The organism is Nocardioides sp. NBC_00850 (assembly GCF_045207335.1).
Taxonomy (GTDB): Bacteria; Actinomycetota; Actinomycetes; order Propionibacteriales; family Nocardioidaceae; genus Nocardioides.
Map to the genome: position 1 here is coordinate 3,509,212 of NZ_CP108845.1, position 25,390 is coordinate 3,534,601.

Below are 25,390 nucleotides of genomic sequence, written 5' to 3' on the forward strand. Positions count from 1 at the left end.
CGGTAGGAGCGCCGCCACCCGCCTTTCCTGTGCCGAGTCCGCAGCACATCCGTGCACTCCGAGCCCGCGAGCCGGGGAGCGGGTCGTGTTGTCGCTGGTCATGGCCACGTTCCTTCGTTGTCTGAGTCGTAGGTAAACCCTTAATCTGTAGACAACCGCCAGAGGCGGTCGGGAACCAGAGCAGGACTGATGCAGCAATGGCGCATCAACGGTGCGAGATGGCGTTGACCTGCGGAAACATGTCAAGGGAGTGAGCAGTGGGGAAGACGACTCGGCGCCCCGCGCTGACGAAGCGCCGCAAGGCCGTCGGACACACGCAGGAATCGCTCGCAGAGTTGTTGGGAATCGATCGGTCCACGATCGTTCGCTGGGAGTCCGGAGTCACTGAACCCACCCCGGTGTACCGCCCCAAGATCGCCGATGCCCTTGGCCTATCGCTCGACGAGCTGGACCGCATCCTGACTGAATCCGCGGGGCTTCGAGCTCCAGTGGAACCCCGACAGCCGGTCGCGGTGTTCACGGCGCAGAGAGCGGCGAGCTGGTCGGTAGCGCCGTTCGCTGACGAGGCGGCGTCAGCGACGCACATTGCCTGGCTCATCGACAATTTGGGCGCCGCGAAACGGTTCGATGCAGAGCTGCTGGACCAGGGCATCTCCTCCGCCTGGCGCGTGATCTCCAGCGGTGACGCTAAAGCGATCCTGGCGGCGTTGACGCGCCACGCAGAGCTTGCGGAAGGCGTGGCCGACAGCAGACAGCTACAAGCCCTCGCGCTCCTCAGCATTGCGGTAGCTCGACGGCAATCCGACAGACGAGCGCTGGACAGTGACCTTCATCGTCCGTCGTTCAGGAGTGACTCCGCCGAGTCGGTCCTGTTTCAACTAAGGTTTCGCCGAGAGCGGCTCCTGCTCGCCAGCCACCACAATCCAGGGCGGGATTGGCGTCAGGAGCTCTCGGGCATGAGCGAGTTGCTCGTCGCCAGAGGCCGTCTTCTTCCGAGTGACGACGCCCGCCGTATGAAGAAGGTGTATCTGCACCTTCAGCAAGGAATCCATCTCCGGCAGGCGCGCGAGCTGACCGCAGCCGGGCAGCCGATGGATGTGGTTCCTAAGTCCCTGACCGACGCTCAGATCCAGTTGGCGGTCCACGCAGTCGATGGCTTGGTTGCGTCGTTACGAGACAGCTTCGACATTGCTGACCACGATGGCGACGACGTCACGTTCGTCAATGCCCACCGTCGCAAGACCGAAGCCGAGGGTGTCTTGCATCTTCTCAGCCGAGTGCGTCACCCGGATGCACTCGGCAACGCTCGCCGACTGCAACGCGACCTCAACCGGCTTGAAGATATCTACTTCGATGAACACGCCGACCTCCGATCGGACGTCTCTGTGCTGTGGTTGCTTGCGATGGCCGACCAGTGCGTGCGCCGAAACGAGACCGAACAGGCCAGGCACTACGTAACGATGGCGCTCCACTCGCTCCCCGAGGGGATCCCTCATCTGGCGATTCGGGCGGCCAACGTGGCGGCCAGCGTCGGAGATGTCGAGCTTGCGATACGACTGGTGCAACGAGTTCCGGGCAGCCACACCTGGCCCTCATACGTGAAGCACCTCGCGGGACGACTACAAACTGTGGACGGCCAGCAAGCCGACGGTTAGGCGGCCTGGTCAACCTTTCTGCGCCACGATCGCGGTGGCGTCGGGGTCTGAGGCAATCAGCGTGCTGTCGAACTGGGGCTCGGCGACGTCGAGGGCGATGTCGATGGTGGTGCGCTCCTCGCCGGTACCGTCGCCCACGAAGAGGCCCCCCGTGGCGTTTGCCAGACATATGCCCGCAGAACCGTCCCAGACTTTCTGCCGCTCTCGGTAGAACAGACCGAACGACTCAAGCGCAGGGTCGGTGAACGGAGCAAGGTCGACGCAGGTTCGTACCATGTCCAGTGTCTGTGAGGTGGTGCGAGTCTTGAGGTGATAGCCCCGAGCCAGGAGGCTCTCCTCGTAGCCGCGTGGCTGGGTCCCAGAACTCCTGGTCACCGATACCTGCTGCGGCCGTGCGGACGTCGATATGCCGGTGACGCCTTCACCGTTGATCTCAATCGGCTTGCCCCGCCCCGTGACGCGAACCGTCACGGGGCTACGGTCAGGTCCGATCTCCGGAGCCAGCACGAAAGCGGCAACGGGCTCACGATCCTCGATCAGGCACACCACAGTGCAAAACTCGCGGCCATCGGGTGCGACAAACTGCGACGTACCGTCGATCGGATCGATGATCCACACGCGACCGTTGGCCTCGGGCGGTGACCCGAGCAAGTGAGCACTCTCCTCGGCCACGATGAGCCCATCCGCGTCGACCGCCCGAATGCAACGAATGATCTGCTCTTGCACCGCGAGATCGGCCTCGGACAACAGTGTCCGGTCGGCCTTCTCCTCTACACGAAGTGATCCGAGTCTCGACCGAAACCCCCTGAGCGTGGGTAGCAGCACGGTCTCCAGCTCTTGCCATAGCGACTCGACATCCACACGCCGATCCTATGGTCGCCACCTGCGCGACGGCGACCTCGCAGTGGCCCGTTAATCGACGACCCGAGCGAGCTCCTGGCTGAGGTAGGGCGCCAGGGTGCGGGCGTAGCGCGAGGTGATGTGGTTGCCGTCGCGGTAGACGATGACGTTGCCGATCACCGCCGGGCAGACCTCGTCCCCGCAGAACAGGTGGGTCAGGTCGACCAGGTGCGCGTTGGGGTCGCGGGCGACCGCGTCGCGGTGCGGGTCCTTGACGAGTACGTCGGTGCGCGGCCGCCCGCACGCCTGGCCGGCGGTCTCGGGGGAGTGTCGCTGGATGCAGCCCAGCGTGGTGCGGAGGTAGGCGGCGTTGTCGGGCTCGAACATCGGGTTGTCGACGAGCGCGATCACCGGGACGTCCTTCGAGGGCCGGTGGCTCCAGGCCTCGACCAGACCGTTGACCGTGGACTCGTACGGCGTCTCGCCGCCCAGCGGCTGGGTCGTCTTGCGGGCCGAGTGGGTGACGATGATCGCGTCGAGGTCCTGCTGCTCGGGAGCGCGCAGGTAGGCCTCGAGTTGCCGGTTCCACTCCGCGCAGGCGGGGCGGTTGTCGGCGATGTTCCGGCCGAGCGGCCGGGTGTTCCAGTGGCAGGCGGCACGGGCGGCGACGTCGATGCGCCAGTTGCGCCGGTCGCCGATCAGGTCGAGCGCGCCGACCGGAGCCACGGCGTGCGAGTCGCCGACCATCAGCAGCCGCTTCTGGTAGCCCTCGACTGACCCGTTGGGGCAGGCGCTGAAGCGCACCGGACGCTCCTCGAAGGACCAGCACTGGCCCCGGTTCTCGTCGTCCGCGCCGATCGCGGCCACCGCCGGGATCAGCTCGCCTCGAAGGTCGGGGTTGGCGCACGAGCCTCCCGCGGAGCTCACCGCCAGCGCGGACGCACCGAGGCACTCGGTCGTGAACGGGTCGGCGGTGGCGAGGCGGGCCGCCGCCGCGATCGCCCTGTCCTCGGAGTGGTCGATCGCGGCCAGGCCGCTCCAGCCGGCGCCGACGGCGACCACGAGAGCAGCCAGGGTGGCGACCAGGGCGCGCGGGCCGCCGGGCCTGATGACGTACGTCTGGACCTGGCGGGTCACCAGCCGGTTGGTCGCCCAGGCGAGCAGCGTCGAGACGACCAGCACGCCCGCGGCCGAGGCGACGGTGAGTCGCTCCCCGCCGGTGTAGTAGAGCCACGCGATCAGCAGCGGCCAGTGCCACAGGTAGAGCTCGTAGGAGATGTCGGCGACGAACCGCAGCGGGCGGGTCTCCAGCAGGCGCCGCGGCCCGCGTGGCGACGGGGTGGAGCCGACCATCACCAGCAGCGCCCCGGCGACCGGCCACAGGGCCAGCGGCCCGGGGAAGTGGTCCGCGCCGTCCATCACGAAACCGCAGGTCACGACCAGGGCGAGGCCGGTCCACGCGGCGTACGGCTTGATCTTCTCGGGCAGGCTCAGGCGTCGCAGGGCGAGCGCGGTGAGGGCGCCGGCGGCGATCTCCCAGAAGCGGGTGACGGAGTTGAAGTACGCAGCCGCCTGGTCGGATCCGGAGACCTTGATCGCATAGGCGAAGGAGAGAACGAACGCCGCCGCGGTCAGCGCGAACAGCACCCGCGCGAGGCTGAGCCGCCCGCGGAGCCGGCCGGGCCCCACGACGCGAAGCACCAGAGCCAGCCCGACGACCACCAGCGGCCACAGCAGGAAGAACTGCCCCTGCACCGCGAGCGACCAGAAGTGCTGCACCGGCGTCGAGGACGGCCCCGCGGCGCCATAGGAGAGCTGGCTGGCGATGAGCTCCCAGTTGAGCGTGTAGGTCGCCGCCGCGATCAGCTCGCGGGTCGTCTGCGTCCACAGCGTCTGCGGGATGAAGACCACCATCAGCGCGGCCGTCGCGGCCAGCACGATCAGCGCCGGCGCGGCGAGCCGCGCGAACGTACGTCCGTAGTGCTCGCCGAGCCTCACCCGGCCGCGTTCGGCCCTGCCCACCAGCGACCGGGTGGCGAGGAAGCCGGAGATCACCAGGAAGACGTCGATCCCGCCCGAGACCCGGCCGTTGCCGAAGAGATGGAAGGCGACCACGAGCGCCAGGGCGATGCCGCGCAGGCCGTGGATCTCGCTGATGTGCCCGGAGTTCCGTCGGGCGGGGCTTTGCCCAGATTTGGGGCTGTTGGGATCGCTGTCTGCCCGGCTGGTCGTGGGCGTGCGGAAATCCGAGGTGGCGGTCACGTGATCGCTGTTCTAGTGGACGTGGGCGGGTGGGAGCCGTCGCAACGTAACGAGCATTGGTGACCTGAAGGCATACGGCCGTTATCAATCCGCTGTCGAGATCTCCTCAGAACCGCTTCACATCGCCGCTGAAGGAGATAGGTTGCACCCCGACGTGACTTAGATCACACCCAGGACTGAGGAGTTCGACGATGAACACGCACAAGATCGGCCGCCTGATGGCGGTCGCAGCGGTGGCGACCCTGTCGACCGCATCGCTCGTGGCATGTGGAGGCTCGGATGACGGTGGCGACTCGGGAGACTCGGGCGGCACCGACGTCGGAGTGATCCTCCCCGACGCGACCACGTCTCCCCGATGGGAGTCCCAGGACCGGCCCAACCTCGAGAAGGCGTTCGCCGACGCCGGCCTCGAGGCCACGATCCAGAACGCTCAGGGCGACACCGCCAAGTTCGGTCAGCTGTGCGACAGCATGATCAACGAGAACGTCAAGGTCATCATCATCACCAACCTCGACTCCGAGTCGGGCGCGGCCTGCCTGAAGAAGGCCGCCGACGCGGGCGTGACGAGCATCGACTACGACCGGCTGACGCTCAACGGCGGCGCCTCCTACTACGTCTCCTTCGACAACGTGAAGGTCGGCGAGCTGATGGGCACGGGCCTCGACGAGTGCATCACCGCCGCGGGCAAGAAGGGCGGCAACATCGTCTACGTCAACGGCGCGGCCACCGACAACAACGCGGCCCTGTTCAAGTCGGGCTACGAGAAGGCGCTCGAGCCGAAGATCGCCGACGGCACCTACAAGCTCGTCGGCGACCAGTCGGGGGAGTGGGACGCCACCAAGGCCGGGAAGGTCTTCGACCAGATGTACACCGCCAACGGCGGAAAGATCGACGGCGTGGTCTCGGCCAACGACACCATGGCCGGCGGCATCATCGCCCGGCTGAAGGCCAACAACGCCCAGGGCAAGATCCCGGTGACCGGCCAGGACGCCTCGGTCGAGGGCCTGCAGAACATCCTGCAGGGCTTCCAGTGCGGCACCGTCTACAAGAACACCGCGCTCGAGGCCAAGGCCGCCGCGGACCTGGCGATCGCGCTGATCGAGGGTGACAAGGACGCTGCCGAGGCGCTGGCCACCGGCAGCGTCGAGGACACCGAGGCGGGCACGGACGTGCCGTCGGTGCTCGCCGAGCCCGTCTGGGTCACCAAGGAGACCGTCGGTACGGTCATCGAGGACGGTCAGGCCGACGCCGCCGAGGTGTGCGCCGGGGCGATCGCCGACCTGTGCACCGAGAACGGCGTGCCTCAGTGAGTCCGCTGCTGGAGCTGCACGGCGTCGAGAAGTCCTTCGGCGCCGTGCAGGTCCTGCGCGGAGTGGACCTCACGGTGCAGGCGGGCCGGGTCACCGCGCTCGTCGGAGACAACGGTGCCGGCAAGAGCACCCTGGTCAAGGGGATGGCCGGGATCCATCTCTTCGACGCCGGTGACTACCTCTTCGAGGGAGAGCCGGTGAAGGTGACCAGCCCCAAGGACGCCGCCGCGCTCGGGATCGAGGTCGTCTACCAGGACCTCGCGCTGTGCGACAACCTCGACGTCGTCCACAACATGTTCCTCGGCCGGGAGATGAAACGGCTGCGGCTGGTCGACGAGGACACCATGGAGCAGCGCGCTCGCGAGACGCTCGACGGTCTCTCGGTGCGTACGCTGAAATCGGTGCGTACGCCGGTTGCCTCCCTCTCCGGCGGCCAGCGTCAGACCGTGGCGATCGCCCGGGCCGTGCTGTGGAACTCCAAGCTGGTCATCCTCGACGAGCCGACCGCCGCTCTCGGCGTGGCACAGACCGAGCAGGTGCTCCGGCTGGTGCGGCGCCTGGCCGACCGTGGCCTAGGCGTCCTGCTGATCAGCCACAACCTCAACGACGTCTTCGAGGTCGCCGACGACATCGCGGTCCTGTATCTCGGCGGCATGGTCGGCCAGATCGAGGCCGCCTCCACGACGCGCGAGCGGGTCGTGCAGGCGATCACCACGGGTGTGGTGCCTGAAGGAGGAGCGGCATGAGCGAGCGCCAGCGAGCGACAACAAGCCTCAGGTCGCCACTTCCGTATTCTTCGCCTTCCACTACGGAGGTGGCGGCATGAGTGTCGACGCCGATGACCCGACGATCGCCGCGGCACCGGATCCGGAGCCCGACAACTCGCTGGGCGGGATCTTCCGGGCCTACATGGCCAAGCTCAGGGGTGGTGAGGTCGGCTCGCTGCCCGCGGTGCTGGGCCTGATCGCGCTGGTCCTGGTCTTCTCTGCGCTGCGTCCCGAGCAGTTCACCAACTCGTTCAACTTCGCCAACCTGATCGGCCAGTCGGCGGGGGTGACCGTGCTCGCGATGGGCCTGGTCTTCGTGCTGCTGCTGGGCGAGATCGACCTGTCCGCGGGATTCGCGGGCGGCACGTGCGCCGGGGTGCTCGGCGTCTGCCTGACCCGGCAGGAGTGGCCGCTGATCCCGGCGCTGCTGGCGGCACTGCTCACCGGAGCGGTGATCGGCCTGACCATCGGGCTGCTGGTGGCCCGGCTCGGGATCCCGTCGTTCGTGGTCACGCTGGCCGCCTTCCTCGGGCTGCAGGGCGTACTCCTGACGATGATCGGTGAGGGCGGGACGATCCCCATCCGCAACGACTTCATCAACGGCCTCAACAACGCCAACCTGCCGGTCTGGCTCGGCTGGGTTCTCGGCATCGTCTGCATCGTGGGCTATGCGGGCTCGACGTACATCACCGATGCGCGTCGCCGCGCCAAGAACCTCACCGTGCAGCCGATCCTGCTGTGGGCACTGAAGACCGGGCTGCTGACGGTCGTGGTGCTCGTCGTGGTCGGCTACCTCTCCGTTGAGCGCAGCCGCAACCCGGCGCTGACCTCGCTCAAGGGGGTGCCGGTCTCGCTGGTGGTGATCGTCGGCCTGCTGATCCTGCTCACCTTCACGCTGACCCGCACCGCCTGGGGCCGGCACGTCTACGCGGTCGGCGGCAACGCCGAGGCGGCACGCAGGGCCGGGATCAACGTGTTCCGGGTGCGCCTGTCGTGCTTCGTCCTCTGCTCCACCATGGCGGCGGTGGCCGGCATCATGATCGCCAGCCGGACCAACTCGGTGAACCCGAACACGGGCGGCGAGACGACCCTGCTGTACGCCGTGGGCGCCGCCGTCATCGGCGGCACCTCGCTCTTCGGCGGCAAGGGCCGCGTCATCGACGCCGTCATCGGCGGCACCGTCGTGGCCGTCATCGACAACGGGATGGGCCTGCTCGACCAGCCCCAGGGCACCGTCTGGATGGTCACCGGCCTCGTCCTCCTGGTCGCGGCCAGCGTCGACGCGCTCTCCCGGCGGAGAGCATCGGCGACAGGGCACGTGTAGCGGGCGCGTTCCTCCGTCAAGGTATGCAGGCGAAAGGCGCACATCCCCAGCGGAGCTCCGCACGGGATGTGCGCCTTTCGCTGCATACCGTGATGAAGTCTCACGCCGGCGGAGCGGTGCTGCTGCGCTCGACCAGCTCGGCGGGCAGCCGCAGGTGACGCTCGGTCTGCTTGCCCTCGAGCAGTTCGAGCAGGAGCTCGAGAGCGGCCCGGCCCATCTCGTGGAGCGGCTGGGCGACGGTGGTGAGCGGGGGAGTGGCGTCGCGGGCCTCGGGTACGTTGTCGAAGCCGATCACCGAGAGGTCCTCGGGCACGCGCAGGCCCAGTGAGCCGGCGACCTCGATGACCTTGATCGCGGAGATGTCGTTGGCGGCGAAGATGGCAGTGGGGCGCTCGCCGGCGGGGAGCGAGAGCAGCTCGCGGGCCGGTGCCTCGGCGAGCTCGGGGTGGTAGCCGCCCACCCGGATCAGGTCGGGGGAAACGCTGAGGCCGGCGTCGTGGAGGGCCTCGCGGTAGCCCTGCTCGCGCAGACCTGCGGAGCGGAGGTCGGGGCGCCCGCCGAGGAACCCGATGCGCCGGTGGCCGAGCCCGACCAGGTGGTCGACGGCGAGCCGGGCGCCGGTGATGTTGTCGGCGTCGACGGTCATCGGGCCGTCCGGCCCGGTGTGGGGGTCGATCGCGACGACCGGGATGGTGGTCTCGTCGGTGATGATCATCGACGGCGTGACCACGATCGCGCCGTCGATCAGGGTGTGACCGAGGCGGGAGAGCGAGCGGCGCTCCCAGCCGGTGTGGTTGTGGGCGCCGGTGCGTCCGGCGTGGGCCAGCAGCTCGTAGCCGGTGCCGTCCAGGGCCGCCGAGATGCCCTTGAGGAGCTCGGCGGAGTAGGGCTCGAACTCGGCCACGAGGACGCCGATCACGCCGGTGGACTTGCGGCGCAGGCTCGAGGCGATCAGTGACGACTGGTAGCCGAGCTCGTCGATGACCGCGAGCACCTTCTCCGCTGTCGCCTCGCTGACACCGTAGCGCTCGTTGATCACCTTGGAGACGGTGGCCACCGAGACGCCGGCCTCGCGGGCCACGTCGGTGATGGTCACCCGGCGGGGGCGTGGCTGATCGAGCGTGCTCATGGCCTGACAGTAGCCCACTCGGGCCAAGTTCGATAACCATCTACGAAAACGTTATCGACAACGATTGACACGAGCATCTGGACGCGCCATGCTCGACCCCGACGATGTGGCGGCAGTCACATACCCATACATCCATAGCTGTGACGAAGAGGTCCCAAGATGTCGAGGAAGACACAAGCGCTCGCCGCGCTGTGCGCCGGATTGATGATTGCCGCCACCGGTTGTGGCGGCTCGGGCGACTCCGGTGGCGACGACAAGACCATCACCTGGTGGCATAACTCCAACAACGACCCCGGCAAGGGGTACTACGAGCAGGTTGCGAAGGACTTCGAGAAGGCCAACCCCGGCGTCGACGTCAAGGTCCAGGCCTTCGCCCACGAGGACATGCTGACCAAGCTCGACGCCGCCTTCCAGAGTGGCGACGTCCCGGACGTCTACATGGAGCGTGGCGGCGGCGAGCTCGCCGACCACGTCGAGGCCGGGCTCACCCGCGACCTCTCCGAGGACTCCAAGGACATCATCGACCAGATCGGCGGCAGCGCCGCCGGCTGGCAGGTCGACGGGAAGACGTACGCCCTGCCGTTCTCCATGGGCGTGGTCGGATTCTGGTACAACACCGAGCTCTTCGAGAAGGCCGGGATCACCGCGCCCCCGACGACGATGGAGGAGCTGTACGCCGCGTTCGACAAGCTCGACAAGGCCGGCATCACCCCGGTCTCGCTGGGCGCCGGCGACGGCTGGCCGGCCGCGCATTACTGGTACTACACCGCGCTGCGCGCCTGCTCCCAGGACGTGCTCGAGAGCGCGGTCGCCGACCTGGACTTCTCCGACCCGTGCTTCATCGAGGCGGGTGAGACGGTCGACGAGATCGTCGCCCAGAAGCCGTTCAACAAGGGCTTCCTCTCCACCCCGTCGCAGACCGGGCCGACCTCGGCCAGCGGCTTGCTGGCCACCGGCAAGGTCGCCATGGAGCTGGCCGGCCACTGGGAGCCCGGCGTGATGCAGGGCCTCACCGAGGACAAGAAGGGGCTCGGAGACAAGACGGGCTGGTTCCCGTTCCCGGCCGTCGAGGGCGGCGCGGGCGACCCGGCCGCCCAGCTCGGTGGCGGTGACGCCTGGGCGGTTTCCGAGGGAGCGCCCGACAAGGCCGTCGACCTGGTGAACTACCTGCTCTCCGACGAGGTCCAGAAGGGCTTCGCCGAGAACGACATGGGTCTGCCGACCATCCCGGCGGCCGGCTCCTCGGTCAAGGACCCGGCACTCGCCGAGCTCCTGAAGGTGCGCGACGAGTCGCCGTTCGTGCAGCTCTACTTCGACACCGCCTTCGGTGAGTCCATCGGCGGTGCGATGAACGACGAGATCGCGCTGCAGTTCGCCGGCAAGGCCACCCCTGAGGACGTCGTCGAGGCGACCCAGGAAGCCGCGGACAAGGAGAAGTGAGCATGGCTGACCGAAGCACGTTCTCGGGAGGCACGGTCGCCTCGTGAGTCTTGAAGCAACTACCGGTGCGGTCACCTCGGGGCGACCGCACCGGTCACGAGACGGCTGGCGTCAGTGGGCGGAGATCGCGTTCTTCGTCACTCCGGCCCTGGCCCTGATGGCCCTGTTCGTCGCCTGGCCGATCCTCACGGCGGCACGGTTCTCCCTCTACGACTGGAAGGGCCTCGGTCCGCTCGACGACTTCGTCGGGTTCGAGAACTACGCCGAGGTGCTCGCCGACAGCGTCTTCCGGGACGCGGTCGCCCACAACATGATCATCGTGGTCGGCTCGATCGTCGTGCAGCTGCCGCTGGGCGTGGCCATCGCGCTGCTCCTCAACCGCCAGATGGCGGGGCAGGGGGTGCTGCGGACGCTGATCTTCGTCCCGTACGTCCTGGCCGAGGTCATCGCCGGCGTCATCTGGTTCCAGCTGCTGCAGCCGCAGTACGGCCTGGTCGACGCCCTCATGAACGGGATCGGACTCAGTCCGCCCGAGGAGGGCTGGCTCGGCACCCCCGAGGTCGCCCTGTGGGTGGTGCTCGCGGTGCTGACCTGGAAGTACCTCGGCCTGGCGGTCCTGCTGTTCCTCGCCGGCCTGCAGGGTGTCTCCGAGGAGCTCTACGAGGCGGCACAGCTCGACGGTGCCAGCTGGTGGCAGACGCAGTGGCGGATCAGCATCCCGCTGCTCGGCCCGACGATCCGCACCTGGTGCTTCCTGTCGATGATCGGCTCGATCCAGTGCTTCGACATGATCTGGGTCCTCACCGGAGGTGGGCCCGCCGACGCGACGACCACGATGGCGACGTACCTGATCGACGAGGGCACCAACCGGCACAACTACGGCATCGCCGGGGCCGCATCGGTGGTCCTGTTCGCGATCGCGTTCGTGATGGCGCTGGTCTACCAGCTGGTCGTGCTGCGCCGTGACACCAAGGAGGCGGCATGAGTGTGACGACCAACCTGGCACCGCGCGCCAGGCGCGGTGGCAACAACGTGCTGGTCTATCTGGTCTCGCTGATCGTCGTGGCGATCACCGTCGGGCCGGTGCTCTACGGCGCGATGGGCGGCTTCCGCACCAACGCCCAGCTGGCCGAGAAACCGACCGGGCTGCCCGACCCGTGGGTCTGGACGAACTACGCCAGCGTGCTGAGCGGCGGGTCGTTCTGGACGTACGCGATCAACTCGACCGTCATCGCGGTCATCACCACGGTGGTCGCGGTGGTCTTCGGGGTGATGGCTGCCTACCCGCTGGCGCGCTACCGCTTCAAGGGGCGCGAGGCACTGTTCATGGTCTTCGTGCTGGGTCTGCTCTTCCCGGCGGCGGTGGCGGTGATCCCGCTGTTCATCCTGGTCACCCGCGACCTCGGGATGGGCAACACCTGGTGGGGCGTGGCGCTGCCGCAGGCGGCGTTCGCGCTGCCGCTGACGGTGGTGATCCTGCGGCCGTTCCTGATGGCGCTTCCGCGCGAGCTCGAGGAGGCGGCGCTGATCGACGGCGCCTCGCGGATCGGTGTCTTCTGGCGGATCATGCTGCCGCTGTCGATGCCGGGGGTGATCACGGTGGCGGTGCTCGCCTTCGTGACCTCCTGGAACGCCTACATCCTGCCGCTCCTGCTGCTGCAGGACGACATGCGCACGCTACCGCTCGGGGTGGCCGACTTCTCCACCGAGCACTCCGCCGACACCGCCGGTGTCCTGGCGTTCACGACGATTGCGATGATCCCCGCGCTGGTGCTGTTCCTGGCCCTGCAGCGCCGGATCGTCTCCGGACTGCAAGGAGCGGTGAAGGGATGACGGAAGCCCAGAAACGAGTCCAGGAACGAGTCCAACCGCGTGCATGGCCGCAGGTATCCACGCGGGTACGCGAGCTGCACGCGCGGATGAGGCTCGAGGAGAAGCTGGCGCAGCTCGTCGGCTTCTGGATCGACCACGGCGACGAGGTCGTCGCGCCGCTGGCCGACGAGATGACTGACGGTGCGCCCGAGCGGCTCGCCGAGGTCACCGAGCACGGCATCGGCCACTTCACCCGTGTCTACGGCACCCGTCCGGTCGAACCGGCCGAGCGGGCGGCGTGGTTGTGGGAGGAGCAGCGCCGGCTGCTGCGCGAGACCCGGCTGGGCATCCCGGCCCTGGTCCACGAGGAGTGCCTCACCGGACTGGCCGCCTGGAAGGCCGCCTGCTTCCCGACGCCACTGGCCTGGGGTGCTGCCTTCGACCCCGATCTCGTCGAGGAGATGGCGGCGCTGATCGGCTCCTCGCTGCGTACGTTGGGGGTGCACCAGGGTCTCGCTCCGGTGCTCGACGTGATCCGGGACCCGCGCTGGGGGCGCACCGAGGAGGCCATCTCCGAGGACCCCTACGTGGTCGGGACGGTCGGGACCGCGTACGTCCGGGGTCTGCAGTCCGCCGGCGTCCAGGCGACCTTGAAGCACTTCGTGGGCTACTCCGGCTCGCGGGCCGGCCGCAACCATGCCCCGGTCGCCGCGGGCCCGCGTGAGCTGGCCGACGTCTTCCTGCCGCCCTTCGAGATGGCCGTCTTGGACGGCGGTGCGAGGTCGGTGATGAACGCCTACAACGACCTCGACGGGCTCCCGCTGGCGGCGCACACCGAGCTGCTCACCGGGCTGCTGCGCGAGGAGTGGGGCTTCGACGGGACGGTGGTCGCCGACTACTTCTCGGTCGCCTTCCTCGCCCTCATGCACGGGGTCGCGGCTGACCGTGGCCACGCCGCCGCGATGGCTCTGGAGGCCGGGATCGACATCGAGCTGCCCAGCGGCGACGCCTTCCTGGGGCCGCTGGCCGGGCTGGTCCGGGCCGGCGAGGTGGACGAAGCGGTCATCGACCGTGCCGTCCTGCGAGCGCTGTCCGCGAAGGAGGAGCTGGGGCTGCTCGACGAGGAGTTCACCGCCGAGCCTCCGACCGACATCGACCTGGACACGCCGGCCCACCGCGACGTGGCCCGCCGCCTGGCCGAGGAGTCGGTGGTCCTGCTGGCCAACGACGGCACCCTCCCGCTCGCTCCGACCGCCGCCAGGCTCGCGCTGATCGGTCCGAACGCCGACCGCGCCGAGGCGCTGATGGGGTGCTACTCCTTCCCCAACCACGTCCTCGCCCACCATCCCGATGTCGCGCTCGGGATCGAGGTGCCGACGATCGCGGAGGCGCTGCGGGCCGAGCTGGACGGTGCCGAGATCGAGGTGGTCCGGGGCTGCGAGGTCGAGGGCACCGACACCGCCGGGATCGCGGCAGCCGTCGAGGCGGCCAGCCGGGCCGAGGTGGCCGTGGTCGTCGCCGGCGACCAGGCGGGCCTGTTCGGCAAGGGCACCGTGGGGGAGGGCAACGACACCGAGTCCCTCGACCTGCCCGGCGTCCAGCGCGAGCTGGTCGAGGCCGTGGTCGCCACCGGGACCCCGACGATCCTGGTCCTGGTCACCGGCAGGCCGTACGCCATCGGCTGGGCCCTCGACGGCCGAAGCGGAGCCCGAGGCGATCAGAATGGTCCCAACCGTCCCGCGGCGGTGCTGCAGACGTTCTTCCCGGGCGAGGAGGGCGGAGCCGCGATCGCCCGCGTCCTCACCGGCGCCGTCAACCCCTCCGGGCGGCTGCCGGTGACCCTGCCGCGCTCGGCCGGGGCCCAGCCCTACACCTACCTGCACCCCATCCTCGGCGGCCCCTCCGGGGTGACCTCCGCGGACTCCACGCCGGTGCGGCCGTTCGGCTTCGGGCTCTCCTACACGACCTTCTGCTACAGCGGGCTCTCGGCCGACCGTTCGGTCGAGGCCGGTGGCACGTTCGGGGTGGAGGTGACCGTCACCAACCTCGGGGATGTCGCCGGTGTGGACGTGGTCCAGCTCTACGGTCGCGACCTGCTGGCCTCGGTGGCCAGACCGGTCTCGCAGCTGCTCGGCTACCAGCGGCTCGCGCTGCAAGCGGGCGAGTCGGCGACGGTGCGCTTCGAGGTGCCCACGACCCGGCTGGCCTTCACCGACCGCGGCCTCGTCCGGATCGTCGAGCCCGGTGAGGTCGAGGTCTGGGTCGCGGCCTCGGCCGGCGAGAAGGTCGCCACCGGAGTCGCCGAGGGCATCGACGAGCTCTCCGACGTCGAGGTGGCCTCTGCCGCCGGCGAGTCGGGCATCGACAAGGCGCTGGTCACGGTCACCGGTGACGTCCACCGGGTCAGCACCGCTGACCGGCGGATCACGACGGTGACGGTCTCGCGCTAGGAGCGTTGGGCGGCTTGCCGGGCGAGGTGGGCGGCGGGATCGGCGATGACGCGGCGTACGACGGTCCCGGCCGCTCCGCGCACGGCGGCGTCGCTGCCGAGCCCGGAGACCAGCAGCCGGGGCGGTTCGACGGCACCGGTGTGGTGGCTGAGCGAGGCCGCGGTCGCCGCGGTCAGCCAGGGCGCGAGCGTGGCGAACGCGCCACCGAGCACGATCGCGGTGGGGTCGAGGAGGGTGATGACCGAGGCGAGCGCGACGCCGAGGTGCCGGCCGGCGCCGGCGACGGCATCGAGCGCCGTCTGATCGCCCGCCTCGCAGGCCCGGGTGAGGTCGGCCATCGTCGCCACCTGCGCGCGGGCGAGGATCTCCTGCTGCCCGGCCATCCGCTCCAGGCAGCCGTGGCCGCCGCAGCCGCACCGCGGGCCGTCGGGGGCCACCACGACATGGCCGAGCTCGCCGGCGCCCGCATGCGCGCCGCGGAAGACCTCGCCGCCGATCACGATGCCGCCACCGATGCCGATCTCGCCGGAGACGTGCACGAAGTCGCGCAGGGGAGCGCCGTCGTGCTCGTGACCGCCGAACCACATCTCGCCGAGAGCCGCCAGGTTGGCCTCGTTCTCGACATCGACCTCGAGCCCGGTGCCCTCGCCGACTGCGTCGGCGAGGTCGACCCGGGCCCAGCTCAGGTTGGGGGTGCGTACGACGGCGCCCTCGACGGTCAGGCCGGGCACCGCCACGCAGGCCCCTGACAGCGGCAGACCCTGGGTGGCGGCGCTGCGGGCGGCAGTGCGGGCCAGATCGATGAGGTCGGCGACCACCTCGTCGACCTCGCGGCCGCGGTTGTCGCGGCGTACGACATGGTGGTAGCGCGGCACGCCGGTCAGGTCGGTCACCACGGCGGCCAGGTAGTCGACGTTGACCTCCAGGCCGAGGCCGGCGACGCCTCCGGGAGCGAGGTTGAGCGCCGTGGCGGGCCGGCCACGCTCGGTCGCGGCCGGCGCGCTCTCCTGGATCAGGCCGGCGGAGATCAGATCGGACACCAGGCCGGATACCGACGACTTCGTCAGGCCGGTGCGCGCAGCGACCTGCGCCCGGGAGACCGGGCTGGTGCGGGCGACCTCGCCGAGCACGAGCGCGAGGTTGCTCGCCCGCATCCCGGCATGCTGGGCAGGCTCGCTTCTGACGGTCATGCACGGGATTAGACCAAGTTCTGAACTTTAGGTCAAGCGACCCGCTTACAGGTGTCCAAAGGGTTGACAATGTGACGGCCGTCGCGTTTCATGATGATCATATAGTCCGAGTCATGAACTAATGTGAGGAAGCAAGGCTATGACGGATTACACCCCCACCTCCGAGGACAAGTTCACCTTCGGGCTGTGGACCGTGGGCTGGAACGGGCAGGACGTGTTCGGCTCGGCGAGCCGGCCTCACCTCGACGTCGCCCACTCGGTGCACAAGCTGGCCGAGCTCGGTGCCTACGGCATCACCTTCCACGACAACGACGTCTTCGCGATCGACGCGAGCGACGCCGAGCGTCAGGCGGAGATCGACAAGCTCAAGGCCGCGCTGGACGAGACCGGCCTCAAGGTGCCGATGGCCACCACCAACCTCTTCGGCCACCCGGTCTTCCGTGACGGCGGCTTCACCTCGAACGACCGCGAGGTGCGCCGCTACTCGATCGCCAAGGTCGCGCGCAACATCGACCTCGCCGCCGAGCTCGGCGCCACGACGTACGTCATGTGGGGTGGCCGTGAGGGCGCCGAGTCCCACGCCTCCAAGGACATCGCGGCGGCGCTGGACCGCTACCGCGAGGCGGTCAACCTGCTCGGCGACTACGTGACCGAGCAGGGTTACGACATCCGGTTCGCCATCGAGCCGAAGCCCAACGAGCCCCGCGGCGACATCCTGCTGCCGACCATCGGCCACGCGCTCGCCTTCATCAACACCCTCGACCGCCCCGAGCTGGTCGGCCTCAACCCGGAGGTCGGTCACGAGGAGATGGCCGGGCTCAACTTCGCCTCCGGCGTCGCCCAGGCGCTGTGGCACGGCAAGCTCTTCCACATCGACCTCAACGGCCAGCACGGCCCGCGCTTCGACCAGGACCTCCGCTTCGGCGCCGGCAACCTGCGCGGTGCGTTCAACCTGGTCGACCTGCTGGAGTCCAAGGGCTACGAGGGCCCGCGCCACTTCGACTTCAAGCCGCCGCGCACCGAGGACGAGGATGGCGTGTGGGCGTCGGCCGCGGGCTGCATGCGCAACTACCTCGTGCTGCGTGAGCGGGCCAAGGCGTTCCGGGCGGACCCGGAGGTCAAGGCTGCGCTCGAGGCCTCGCAGGTCGAGGAGCTCTCCGTGCCGACCCTGGCCGAGGGCGAGACGCTCGAGGACATCCGCAAGGCGAACTACGACATCGAGAAGCTGGACCACGGCTACGCGTTCGAGCACCTCGACCAGCTGGCCATGGACCACCTCCTCGGGCTTCGTTAGGTTGCAGGGCATGCCGCTCGTCGCCGGGGTCGACTCCTCGACCCAGTCCTGCAAGGTCGTCGTCCGGGACGCGGAGACCGGGGCGCTGGTGCGCTCCGGCTCCGCGCCGCACCCCGAGGGGACGGAGGTGGACCCGGCGGCGTGGTGGACCGCCCTCGAGTCGGCCGCCGAGGCGGCCGGCGGGCTCGACGATGTCGCCGCCGTCTCCGTCGGCGGGCAGCAGCACGGGATGGTCTGCCTGGACGAGGCGGGAGAGGTCGTACGCCCGGCCCTGCTGTGGAACGACACCCGCTCGGCTGGCGCCGCCGCCGCGCTCAACACCGAGCTGGGTGCCGCGGCCTGGGCCGATGCCGTCGGGTCGGTGCAGGTGGCCAGCTTCACGGCCACCAAGCTGCGCTGGCTCGCCGAGCACGAGCCGGAGTCGGCGGCTCGGGTGGCGGCGGTGTGCCTGCCCCACGACTGGCTGACCTGGAAGCTCGCGGGCGCCCCAGGGCTGGAAGCGCTGCGTACGGACCGGAGCGACGCCAGCGGCACCGGCTACTACTCGGCCGTGACCGGCGAATACCGTCGCGACCTGCTCAAACGCGCGCTCGGGCGTGACGACGTCGTGCTGCCGGAGGTGCTCGCGCCCTCGGCCTCTGCGGGACGTACGCCGGCCGGGGCGCTGCTCGGCCCCGGCTGCGGCGACAACGCCGGCGCGGCCCTGGGCGTGGGCGCCAGGCCCGGCGACGTCGTCGTCTCCATCGGCACCTCCGGCGTCGCCTGCGCGGTCTCGGAGACACCCACCTCGGACGCGTCGGGCACCGTGGCGGGCTTCGCCGACGCCACCGGCCGCTACCTGCCGCTGGTGGCGACCCTCAACGCCGCGCGCGTCCTCGACGCGACCACCCGGTTGCTCGGGGTGAGCCACGAGGAGCTCTCCAAGCTGGCGCTCGAGGCACCCTCGGGCTCCGGCGGCCTGGTCCTCGTCCCCTACCTCGAGGGCGAGCGCACCCCCGACCGGCCGTCGGCTCGTGGCGTGATCCACGGGCTGACCCTCGCCACGGCCGAGCCCGCCTACCTGGCCCGCGCGGCCGTCGAGGGACTGCTCTGCGGCCTCGCCGACGGCATCGATGCGCTGAAGTCCCAGGGCGTCGCGGTCAACCGCGTCCTCCTCGTCGGCGGCGGCGCCCGCTCCGAGGCCGTACGCCGTCTCGCCCCCGTCGTCCTCGGTCACCCCGTCCTCGTCCCCGAGCCGGGGGAGTACGTCGCCGACGGCGCCGCCCGCCAGGCCGCCTGGATCCTCACCGGCGGCGCGGAGCCCCCGACCTGGGAGCTCGCCGGCACCCAGACCTACGAGGCCGACCCCGACCCCGCCGTCCGCTCCCGCTACGCCGAGGTCCGCGATCTGACCGAAGGAACCTAGCCGAGACGTCAGTTACGTCGGCCGAGACGTCACCCCGGTCGGTCGAGGCGTCACCTAGGTCGGTCGAGATGTCACCCGCTGACCTCTCGGCCGACGGGAGCGACACTTGGGCCGACGCGAGCGACGCCTCGGCAGACGTGAGCGACACCTCGACCGACGTGAGTGACGCCTCGGCAGAATGTGAGTGACGTTTCGGCGCGCGGGAGTGACGCCTCGGCGGGATCCGATAGCGTGGCCGCGCCATGTTGGATCACATCAAAGGCTTCGTTCAGGGAGTCGTCCTCGCGCCCATCGTCCGGCTGTTCGTGGCGCTGAAGATCAGCCCAGATGTCGTGACGCTCGTCGGCACCATCGGAGTAGCGGTCGGAGCGCTGGCGTTCTACCCGCGCGGCGAGCTGCTGGCCGGCACGATCTTCATCACCTGCTTCGTCTTCAGCGACCTGATCGACGGGGCGATGGCGCGTGCCGTCGGTCGCACGTCGAAGTTCGGTGCCTTCTGGGACTCCACCCTCGACCGGTTCGGCGACGGCGCGGTCTTCGGTGGCCTGGCGCTCTACTTCGCCGGCCCGGGTGACTCCGACCTCTATCTCGCACTGTCCCTGTGGTGCCTCGTCATAGGTGCGGTCACGTCCTACGCCCGCGCCCGCGCCGAGTCGCTGGGCTTCACCGCCAACGTCGGCATCGCCGAGCGCGCCGATCGTCTGGTCCTGGTCCTGGTGATGACCGGCTTCGCCGGCATCTTCTCCCTCGACCTGCTCATCTACATCGCGCTGTGGATCCTCGCCGTCGCCTCGACCGTCACCGTCGGCCAGCGCATCTGGACCGTCCGCAAGCAGGCCCTCGCCGAGGAGGCGGCCTCGTGACCGCGCCGACCGAGGCAGACGTACGCCTGGCCGCGGAGCTCGTCCGCGGCGCCGGCTCGCTCGCCGCGAAGATGCGCATCGAGGGCATCGGTGACTCGATCGAGACCAAGACCTCGGTCTCCGACCTGGTCACCGCCGCCGACAAGGCCGCCGAGAAGGCGATCGTCGAACGGCTGACAGTCGAGCACCCCGGCGACGGCATCCTCGGCGAGGAGGGCTCGGCCCGCGAGTCGACCACCGGCCGGGTATGGACCATCGACCCGGTCGACGGCACCTACAACTTCGTACGCGGCCTCGACTGGTGGTGCTCCGCGCTGGCGCTCACCGACGGCGACGGCATCATCCTGGGTGCGATCTACTCACCCGCGGAGGACGCGGTCTACGTCGGCGGCCCCGAGCTGCCCACGACCCGCAACGGCGTCCGGCTCGACGCGATGCCCGACACGCCGCTCGCCCTCGCCTGCCTCACCACCTACCTCCACCCCTCGAAGCTGAAGCACCCGGTCGGCGAGGCGTACGTCCGCGTCGCTAGCGGCGCCGCCTCGATCCGGATCCTCGGCTCCGGCTCGATGGATCTCACCGCCATCGCTCAGGGCAAGCTCCACCTCTTCTGCCAGCACTCCGTCCCCGACTGGGACCGCCTCCCCGGCGCCGCCCTCGTCCTGGGCGCCGGCGGAGCCACGACCCAGGTGGAAGCCGGTGGGGTCACCTGGTCGCTGGCCGGCACCCCCACCGCGGTGGCCGAGGCCGCCGAGGCGTTGGCCGGGTAGCAGTCCACTTGGAGCAGTCCACTTTGGGAACAGTGGCCTGACCAGGGCTTTCCGAGGGTGGCGTACGCCTTGTCCCGACCTACGATCGCCCCATGGCAACAAGCATGAATGAGACGGGAACCTCGCGGGTCAAGCGCGGGATGGCGGAGATGCTCAAGGGCGGCGTGATCATGGACGTGGTCACCGCCGAGCAGGCGAAGATCGCCGAGGACGCCGGGGCGGTGGCGGTGATGGCGCTCGAGCGCGTTCCCGCCGACATCCGCGCTCAGGGCGGCGTGAGCCGCATGTCCGACCCCGACATGATCGACGGCATCATCGAGGCCGTCTCCATCCCGGTCATGGCCAAGGCCCGGATCGGCCACTTCGCCGAGGCCCAGGTGCTGCAGAGCCTCGGGGTGGACTACATCGACGAGTCCGAGGTGCTGACCCCGGCCGACTACGAGAACCACATCGACAAGTGGGCCTTCACCGTGCCGTTCGTGTGCGGCGCGACCAACCTCGGCGAGGCTCTGCGCCGTATCACCGAGGGCGCGGCGATGATCCGCTCCAAGGGCGAAGCCGGCACCGGCGACGTGTCCAACGCGGTCACCCACATGCGTACGATCCGCCGCGAGATCCGCCGTCTCGGCGCCCTCGCCGAGGACGAGCTCTACGTCGCCGCCAAGGAGCTCCAGGCTCCCTACGAGCTGGTCAAGGAGGTCGCCGAGAACGGCAAGCTCCCGGTCGTCCTGTTCACCGCCGGCGGCATCGCGACCCCGGCCGACGCCGCGATGATGATGCAGCTCGGCGCCGAGGGCGTCTTCGTCGGCTCCGGCATCTTCAAGTCCGGCAACCCGGTCCAGCGCGCCGAGGCGATCGTCAAGGCGACCACCTTCCACGACGACCCCGACGTCGTCGCCAAGGTCTCCCGCGGCCTCGGCGAGGCCATGGTCGGCATCAACGTCGACGAGCCGGCCAGGTCGATCCAGTTCGCGGAGCGCGGCTGGTGACCACCGTCGGCGTACTCGCCCTCCAGGGCGACGTCCGCGAGCACTTCGCCGCCCTCGACCGCCTGGGGGTGAAGGGGACGTCCGTACGCCGCCGGGAGGAGCTCGACGCGTGCGACGCGCTCGTCATCCCCGGCGGTGAGTCGACGACGATGTGGCGCCTGGCGCGTACGTTCGAGCTGCTCGACCCGCTCCGCGAGCGGGTCCGGGGCGGGATGCCGGCGCTCGGCACCTGCGCCGGGATGGTGCTCCTGGCCGACCGGCTGCTCGACGCGGCGCCGGGCCAGGAGACCATCGGCGGGCTCGACATCACGGTCCGGCGCAACGCCTTCGGGCGGCAGACGGAGTCGTTCGAGACCGACCTGGAGCTCACTGGCCTCGACGGCACGATCCACGGCGTCTTCATCCGGGCGCCCTGGGTCGAGGAGATCGGCCAGGGCGTGGAGGTCCTGGCGAGCGTGGGGGAGCACCCCGTCGCCGTACGTCAGAACCAGCTCATGGCGACGAGCTTCCATCCCGAGGTCAACGCCGATGACCGGCTGCACCGGCTGTTCCTGGATACCTGCTGCTGACGGTGACGCACCGCACGTAGTTAGAATGGACACCTGCTGCCCTGTGACGTCTTCCGGTGGTGGCACGACAGCATCAGCGACGACGCGGGGCAAAGGACGGTTTCCAGATGAGCGGCCACTCCAAGTGGGCAACGACGAAGCACAAGAAGGCGGCGATCGACGCCAAGCGCGGCAAGCTCTTCGCCAAGCTCATCAAGACGATCGAGATCGCGGCCAAGACCGGCGGTCCCGACCCGTCGGGCAACCCGACCCTCTACGACGCGATCCAGAAGGCCAAGAAGCAGTCGGTCCCCAACGACAACATCGACCGCGCGGTCAAGCGCGGTGGTGGGCTCGACGGCGGCGGGGTCAGCTACGACACGATCATGTACGAGGTCTACGGCCCCCAGGGCGTCGCGCTCCTCATCGAGTGTCTGACCGACAACCGCAACCGGGCGGCGATGGAGGTGCGCACCGCGGTCACCCGCAACGGCGGCACCATGGCCGACCCGGGCTCGGTCTCGCGACTCTTCGACCGCAAGGGCGTCGTCGTCGTGGCCAAGGCGCAGGAGGGCAAGGAGATCTCCGAGGACGACCTCCTCGAGGCCACCCTCGACGCCGGTGCCGAGGACGTCAACGACCTCGGTGAGTCCTTCGAGATCGTCTCCGACCCGTCCGACGTCGTCGCGGTCCGCACCGCGCTGCAGGACGCCGGCATCGACTACGACTCCGCCGAGGTCCAGTTCGTCGCGAGCATGGACATCCCGGTCGCCGACGCCCCGTCCGCCGAGAAGGTCTTCAAGCTCATCGACGCCGTCGACGACCTCGACGACGTACAGAACGTCTTCTCCAACGCCGACATCCCCGACGAGGTCATGGAGACCGTCGACGCCTGAGCACCACCGGCCGAATCGGTAGTTTCGGCGGGTCGAATCGTTGGTTGTGGGCGACGAAACTCTACTTTCGTCGCCCACAACTGCATTCTCGGCAGGGCGTGTCAGGGCTGGGGAGACAAGCCCTAGTCTGTACGCTACGAACAGGCGTTCGATCGGACGAAGGAGTGGGCGTGCGGGTGCTTGGGATCGACCCCGGCCTGACCCGGTGCGGGATGGGCGTGGTCGACGGGTCGCTCGGCCGGCCGCTGTCGATGGTGGACGTCGGAGTGATCCGTACGTCCTCCGATCTTCCCGTCTGGGAGCGGCTGGTGAGCATCGAGAAAGGCATCGACGCCTGGATCGAGGAGCACCAGCCCGACGCGGTCGCGATCGAGCGGATCTTCGCGCGCTCGAACGTCTCCACGATCATGGGTACGGCCCAGGCCAGCGGCCTCGCCATGGTCTGCGCCGCCCGGCGCGGTCTGCCGGTCGCCCTGCACACGCCCTCGGAGGTCAAGGCCGCCGTCTCCGGCAACGGCCGGGCCGACAAGCAGCAGGTGACCGCGATGGTGACCCGCATCCTGCGGCTCCCGACTCCGCCGAAGCCTGCCGATGCCGCCGACGCGCTCGCGCTGGCCATCACCCACCAGTGGCGCGGAGGCGCCCAGAACCGCATCGAAGCCGCGGTGGCCGCGGCCGGAAAGGTACGCAGATGATCGCGTCCGTGCGCGGCAAGGTCGCCGCCGTCAGTCTCTCCACCGCCGTCGTCGAGGTCGGCGGCATCGGGATCGAGCTGCTCTGCACGCCCAACACGCTGGCCACGCTCCGGACCGGCGAGGAGGCGCACCTGCCGACCAGCCTGGTCGTGCGCGAAGACTCGCTGACCCTCTTCGGCTTCACCGACACCGACGAGCGCACCCTCTTCGAGCTGCTCCAGACCGCCTCCGGCGTCGGCCCGAAGCTCGCCCAGGCGATGCTCGCCGTCCTCTCGCCCGACGGCATCCGCCTGGCCATCGCGGGCGAGGATGCCAAGACCCTCACCAAGGTTCCCGGCATCGGCCAGAAGGGCGCCCAGCGGATCATCCTGGAGCTCAAGGACAGGATCGGCGCACCGACCGGCACCGCTTCCGCCCCAGCGCGCGCCACCGCAGCGGCGCCGTGGCGCGACCAGGTCACCGAGGCCCTCGTCGGCCTGGGCTACAACGCCCGGGACGCCGACAAGGCGGTGACCGCGATCGAGCCCGAGGCCGGCGACCAGGCCAACATCTCGTTGCTGCTCCGGGCAGCTCTACGCACCCTTTCGAAGGCGTAAAAACAATGCACGAGGACGACCTGGACCGGGCCGAGGAGGACTCCCGCTTTGATGGGTACAGCTCCTCGCTCACCATCGCCGAGGCCGACGGCGACGACCGGGCCGTCGAGGCCGCGCTGCGCCCGAAGACCCTCGACGAGCTGATCGGCCAGCAACGCGTCCGCGAGCAGCTCGGCCTCGTCCTGGAGGCGGCCCGGCAGCGTGAGCGGGCCCCCGACCACGTACTCCTGTCCGGGCCGCCAGGCCTCGGCAAGACCACGCTCGCGATGATCATCGCGGCCGAGATGTCGGCGCCGCTTCGGATCACGAGCGGCCCGGCGATCACCCATGCCGGCGACCTGGCCGCGATCCTGAGCGGGCTCAACGAGGGCGAGGTGCTCTTCGTCGACGAGATCCACCGGATGAGCCGACCCGCCGAGGAGATGCTCTACCTGGCGATGGAGGACTTCCGGGTCGACGTGGTCATCGGCAAGGGCCCGGGCGCGACCGCGATCCCGATCGACCTGCCGCCGTTCACCCTGGTTGGCGCAACCACGCGCGCCGGCCTCCTTCCCGGCCCGCTCCGGGACAGGTTCGGCTTCACCGGCCATCTCGAGCTCTACGACCCGGCCGATCTCGAGCTGATCGTGCGCCGTTCCGCGGGCCTGCTCGAGGTCACTCTCAAGGACGACGGCGCCGCCGAGATCGCCGGCCGCTCCCGCGGCACCCCGCGGATCGCCAACCGGCTGCTGCGCCGCGTACGCGACTATGCCCAGGTCAAGGCCGACGGCACGGTCACCCAGCAGATCGCCGAGAAGGCGCTCGATCTCTACGAGGTCGACCCGCTCGGTCTGGACCGCCTCGACCTGGCCGTCCTCGACGCCCTGTGCCGGAGGTTCGGTGGCGGGCCGGTGGGCATCTCCACCCTCGCCGTCGCGGTGGGGGAGGAGCGGGAGACGGTCGAGGAGGTGGCCGAGCCGTTCCTGGTGCGTTCCGGCTTCCTGGCACGTACGCCGCGTGGCCGGGTCGCGACCCCGGCAGCATGGGAGCACCTCGGCCTGCCGGTGCCGGCCAACGCCGAGGCTGCGGCCTGGTCCAAGGAAACGCTCTGGGATGAGGCCTGATTCACAGTCTCAACCAGGTGCCTGGTTAGACTTGCACGTCGCCGTGCGCCTG

At 69.6% G+C, this 25,390-nt stretch carries 22 protein-coding genes; 18 read left to right on the forward strand and 4 right to left on the reverse strand.

What is annotated here, in order from left to right; all coding sequences use genetic code 11:
* The first annotated feature begins 257 nt into the window (after positions 1-257).
* Positions 258-1,655: a helix-turn-helix transcriptional regulator gene (locus tag OH802_RS17045; RefSeq protein WP_406020356.1), complete on the forward strand. Its 1,398-nt coding sequence runs from the start codon at positions 258-260 to the stop codon at positions 1,653-1,655.
* Between the two features lie 9 nt (positions 1,656-1,664).
* Here the strand turns inward: OH802_RS17045 and OH802_RS17050 are convergent, their stop codons facing one another.
* Together OH802_RS17050 and OH802_RS17055 are read right to left on the reverse strand one after the other, a co-directional pair.
* Positions 1,665-2,516: an inositol monophosphatase family protein gene (locus OH802_RS17050; RefSeq protein WP_406020358.1), complete on the reverse strand. Its 852-nt coding sequence runs from the start codon at positions 2,514-2,516 to the stop codon at positions 1,665-1,667.
* Between the two features lie 51 nt (positions 2,517-2,567).
* Positions 2,568-4,757 (reverse strand): acyltransferase family protein, encoded by a 2,190-nt coding sequence (locus tag OH802_RS17055; protein ID WP_406020360.1) that lies wholly within the window; start codon positions 4,755-4,757, stop codon positions 2,568-2,570.
* Between the two features lie 191 nt (positions 4,758-4,948).
* Between OH802_RS17055 and OH802_RS17060 the strand changes: the two genes are divergently transcribed.
* The 3 genes from OH802_RS17060 (at position 4,949) to OH802_RS17070 (ending at position 8,158) form a co-directional block, all read left to right on the forward strand.
* Positions 4,949-6,067 (forward strand): sugar ABC transporter substrate-binding protein, encoded by a 1,119-nt coding sequence (locus tag OH802_RS17060; RefSeq protein WP_406020362.1) that lies wholly within the window; start codon positions 4,949-4,951, stop codon positions 6,065-6,067.
* Positions 6,064-6,813, forward strand: a complete 750-nt coding sequence (locus OH802_RS17065; RefSeq protein WP_406020364.1) for an ATP-binding cassette domain-containing protein — start codon at positions 6,064-6,066, stop codon at positions 6,811-6,813. Before OH802_RS17060 ends, OH802_RS17065 begins: the two co-directional genes overlap by 4 nt.
* Before the next feature lie 76 nt (positions 6,814-6,889).
* Positions 6,890-8,158: a sugar ABC transporter permease gene (locus OH802_RS17070; protein WP_406020366.1), complete on the forward strand. Its 1,269-nt coding sequence runs from the start codon at positions 6,890-6,892 to the stop codon at positions 8,156-8,158.
* Positions 8,159-8,258: 100 nt separating this feature from the next.
* Here the strand turns inward: OH802_RS17070 and OH802_RS17075 are convergent, their stop codons facing one another.
* The gene (locus OH802_RS17075; RefSeq protein WP_357354082.1) at positions 8,259-9,287 is read right to left on the reverse strand and encodes a LacI family DNA-binding transcriptional regulator; all 1,029 of its coding nucleotides are present in this window, start codon (positions 9,285-9,287) and stop codon (positions 8,259-8,261) included.
* Between the two features lie 159 nt (positions 9,288-9,446).
* Between OH802_RS17075 and OH802_RS17080 the strand changes: the two genes are divergently transcribed.
* The 4 genes from OH802_RS17080 to OH802_RS17095 all read left to right on the forward strand — a co-directional run bounded on the left by OH802_RS17080 (position 9,447) and on the right by OH802_RS17095 (position 14,989).
* On the forward strand, positions 9,447-10,727 hold the full coding sequence (locus OH802_RS17080; RefSeq protein WP_406020369.1) for an ABC transporter substrate-binding protein: 1,281 nt from the start codon (positions 9,447-9,449) through the stop codon (positions 10,725-10,727).
* Between the two features lie 43 nt (positions 10,728-10,770).
* Positions 10,771-11,712, forward strand: coding sequence for a carbohydrate ABC transporter permease (locus OH802_RS17085; RefSeq protein ID WP_406020371.1), 942 nt, complete (start codon positions 10,771-10,773; stop codon positions 11,710-11,712).
* Positions 11,709-12,560, forward strand: a complete 852-nt coding sequence (locus OH802_RS17090) for a carbohydrate ABC transporter permease (RefSeq protein WP_406020373.1) — start codon at positions 11,709-11,711, stop codon at positions 12,558-12,560. The genes OH802_RS17085 and OH802_RS17090 overlap by 4 nt, the downstream gene beginning before the upstream one ends.
* Before the next feature lie 86 nt (positions 12,561-12,646).
* On the forward strand, positions 12,647-14,989 hold the full coding sequence (locus OH802_RS17095) for a glycoside hydrolase family 3 N-terminal domain-containing protein (RefSeq protein WP_406020375.1): 2,343 nt from the start codon (positions 12,647-12,649) through the stop codon (positions 14,987-14,989).
* Here OH802_RS17095 and OH802_RS17100 read toward each other — a convergent pair.
* Complete coding sequence (locus OH802_RS17100; RefSeq protein ID WP_406020377.1) at positions 14,986-16,179, reverse strand: ROK family protein; 1,194 nt, start codon at positions 16,177-16,179, stop codon at positions 14,986-14,988. The genes OH802_RS17095 and OH802_RS17100 overlap by 4 nt on opposite strands.
* 139 nt (positions 16,180-16,318) lie before the next feature.
* Between OH802_RS17100 and xylA the strand changes: the two genes are divergently transcribed.
* From xylA to ruvB, 10 genes are all read left to right on the forward strand, one after another.
* Positions 16,319-17,473 (forward strand): xylose isomerase, encoded by a 1,155-nt coding sequence (gene xylA / locus OH802_RS17105; RefSeq protein ID WP_406020379.1) that lies wholly within the window; start codon positions 16,319-16,321, stop codon positions 17,471-17,473.
* 10 nt (positions 17,474-17,483) lie between these two features.
* Positions 17,484-18,878: a xylulokinase gene (gene xylB / locus OH802_RS17110; protein ID WP_406020381.1), complete on the forward strand. Its 1,395-nt coding sequence runs from the start codon at positions 17,484-17,486 to the stop codon at positions 18,876-18,878.
* Positions 18,879-19,120: 242 nt separating this feature from the next.
* Positions 19,121-19,741, forward strand: coding sequence for a phosphatidylinositol phosphate synthase (pgsA, locus tag OH802_RS17115; protein WP_350658856.1), 621 nt, complete (start codon positions 19,121-19,123; stop codon positions 19,739-19,741).
* Positions 19,738-20,511, forward strand: coding sequence for an inositol monophosphatase family protein (locus OH802_RS17120; RefSeq protein WP_406020383.1), 774 nt, complete (start codon positions 19,738-19,740; stop codon positions 20,509-20,511). Before pgsA ends, OH802_RS17120 begins: the two co-directional genes overlap by 4 nt.
* A 92-nt stretch (positions 20,512-20,603) precedes the next feature.
* The gene (gene pdxS / locus OH802_RS17125; protein ID WP_160022862.1) at positions 20,604-21,500 is read left to right on the forward strand and encodes a pyridoxal 5'-phosphate synthase lyase subunit PdxS; all 897 of its coding nucleotides are present in this window, start codon (positions 20,604-20,606) and stop codon (positions 21,498-21,500) included.
* Positions 21,497-22,069 (forward strand): pyridoxal 5'-phosphate synthase glutaminase subunit PdxT, encoded by a 573-nt coding sequence (gene pdxT, locus OH802_RS17130; protein ID WP_406020386.1) that lies wholly within the window; start codon positions 21,497-21,499, stop codon positions 22,067-22,069. The genes pdxS and pdxT overlap by 4 nt, the downstream gene beginning before the upstream one ends.
* Positions 22,070-22,176: 107 nt before the next feature.
* Positions 22,177-22,944, forward strand: a complete 768-nt coding sequence (locus OH802_RS17135) for a YebC/PmpR family DNA-binding transcriptional regulator (protein ID WP_378829627.1) — start codon at positions 22,177-22,179, stop codon at positions 22,942-22,944.
* 170 nt (positions 22,945-23,114) lie between these two features.
* Positions 23,115-23,639, forward strand: coding sequence for a crossover junction endodeoxyribonuclease RuvC (gene ruvC, locus OH802_RS17140; RefSeq protein ID WP_355231131.1), 525 nt, complete (start codon positions 23,115-23,117; stop codon positions 23,637-23,639).
* Positions 23,636-24,235, forward strand: coding sequence for a Holliday junction branch migration protein RuvA (gene ruvA / locus OH802_RS17145; protein WP_160022872.1), 600 nt, complete (start codon positions 23,636-23,638; stop codon positions 24,233-24,235). The genes ruvC and ruvA overlap by 4 nt, the downstream gene beginning before the upstream one ends.
* Positions 24,236-24,240: 5 nt before the next feature.
* A complete protein-coding gene (gene ruvB, locus OH802_RS17150) occupies positions 24,241-25,338 on the forward strand; it encodes a Holliday junction branch migration DNA helicase RuvB (RefSeq protein ID WP_406020389.1) in 1,098 nt (365 codons plus the stop codon).
* The last annotated feature ends 52 nt before the right edge of the window (positions 25,339-25,390 follow it).

Bases quoted from the DNA above. Each gene is read 5' to 3' on its own strand.
- OH802_RS17060 (WP_406020362.1), top strand. From the start codon at position 4,949: ATGAACACGCACAAGATCGGCCGCCTGATGGCGGTCGCAGCGGTGGCG.
- OH802_RS17070 (WP_406020366.1), top strand. From the start codon at position 6,890: ATGAGTGTCGACGCCGATGACCCGACGATCGCCGCGGCACCGGATCCG.
- OH802_RS17075 (WP_357354082.1), bottom strand. From the start codon at position 9,287: ATGAGCACGCTCGATCAGCCACGCCCCCGCCGGGTGACCATCACCGAC.
- OH802_RS17080 (WP_406020369.1), top strand. From the start codon at position 9,447: ATGTCGAGGAAGACACAAGCGCTCGCCGCGCTGTGCGCCGGATTGATG.
- OH802_RS17090 (WP_406020373.1), top strand. From the start codon at position 11,709: ATGAGTGTGACGACCAACCTGGCACCGCGCGCCAGGCGCGGTGGCAAC.
- OH802_RS17095 (WP_406020375.1), top strand. From the start codon at position 12,647: ATGAGGCTCGAGGAGAAGCTGGCGCAGCTCGTCGGCTTCTGGATCGAC.
- OH802_RS17100 (WP_406020377.1), bottom strand. From the start codon at position 16,179: ATGACCGTCAGAAGCGAGCCTGCCCAGCATGCCGGGATGCGGGCGAGC.
- xylA (WP_406020379.1), top strand. From the start codon at position 16,319: ATGACGGATTACACCCCCACCTCCGAGGACAAGTTCACCTTCGGGCTG.
- xylB (WP_406020381.1), top strand. From the start codon at position 17,484: ATGCCGCTCGTCGCCGGGGTCGACTCCTCGACCCAGTCCTGCAAGGTC.
- pgsA (WP_350658856.1), top strand. From the start codon at position 19,121: ATGTTGGATCACATCAAAGGCTTCGTTCAGGGAGTCGTCCTCGCGCCC.
- pdxS (WP_160022862.1), top strand. From the start codon at position 20,604: ATGGCAACAAGCATGAATGAGACGGGAACCTCGCGGGTCAAGCGCGGG.
- OH802_RS17135 (WP_378829627.1), top strand. From the start codon at position 22,177: ATGAGCGGCCACTCCAAGTGGGCAACGACGAAGCACAAGAAGGCGGCG.
- ruvA (WP_160022872.1), top strand. From the start codon at position 23,636: ATGATCGCGTCCGTGCGCGGCAAGGTCGCCGCCGTCAGTCTCTCCACC.
- ruvB (WP_406020389.1), top strand. From the start codon at position 24,241: ATGCACGAGGACGACCTGGACCGGGCCGAGGAGGACTCCCGCTTTGAT.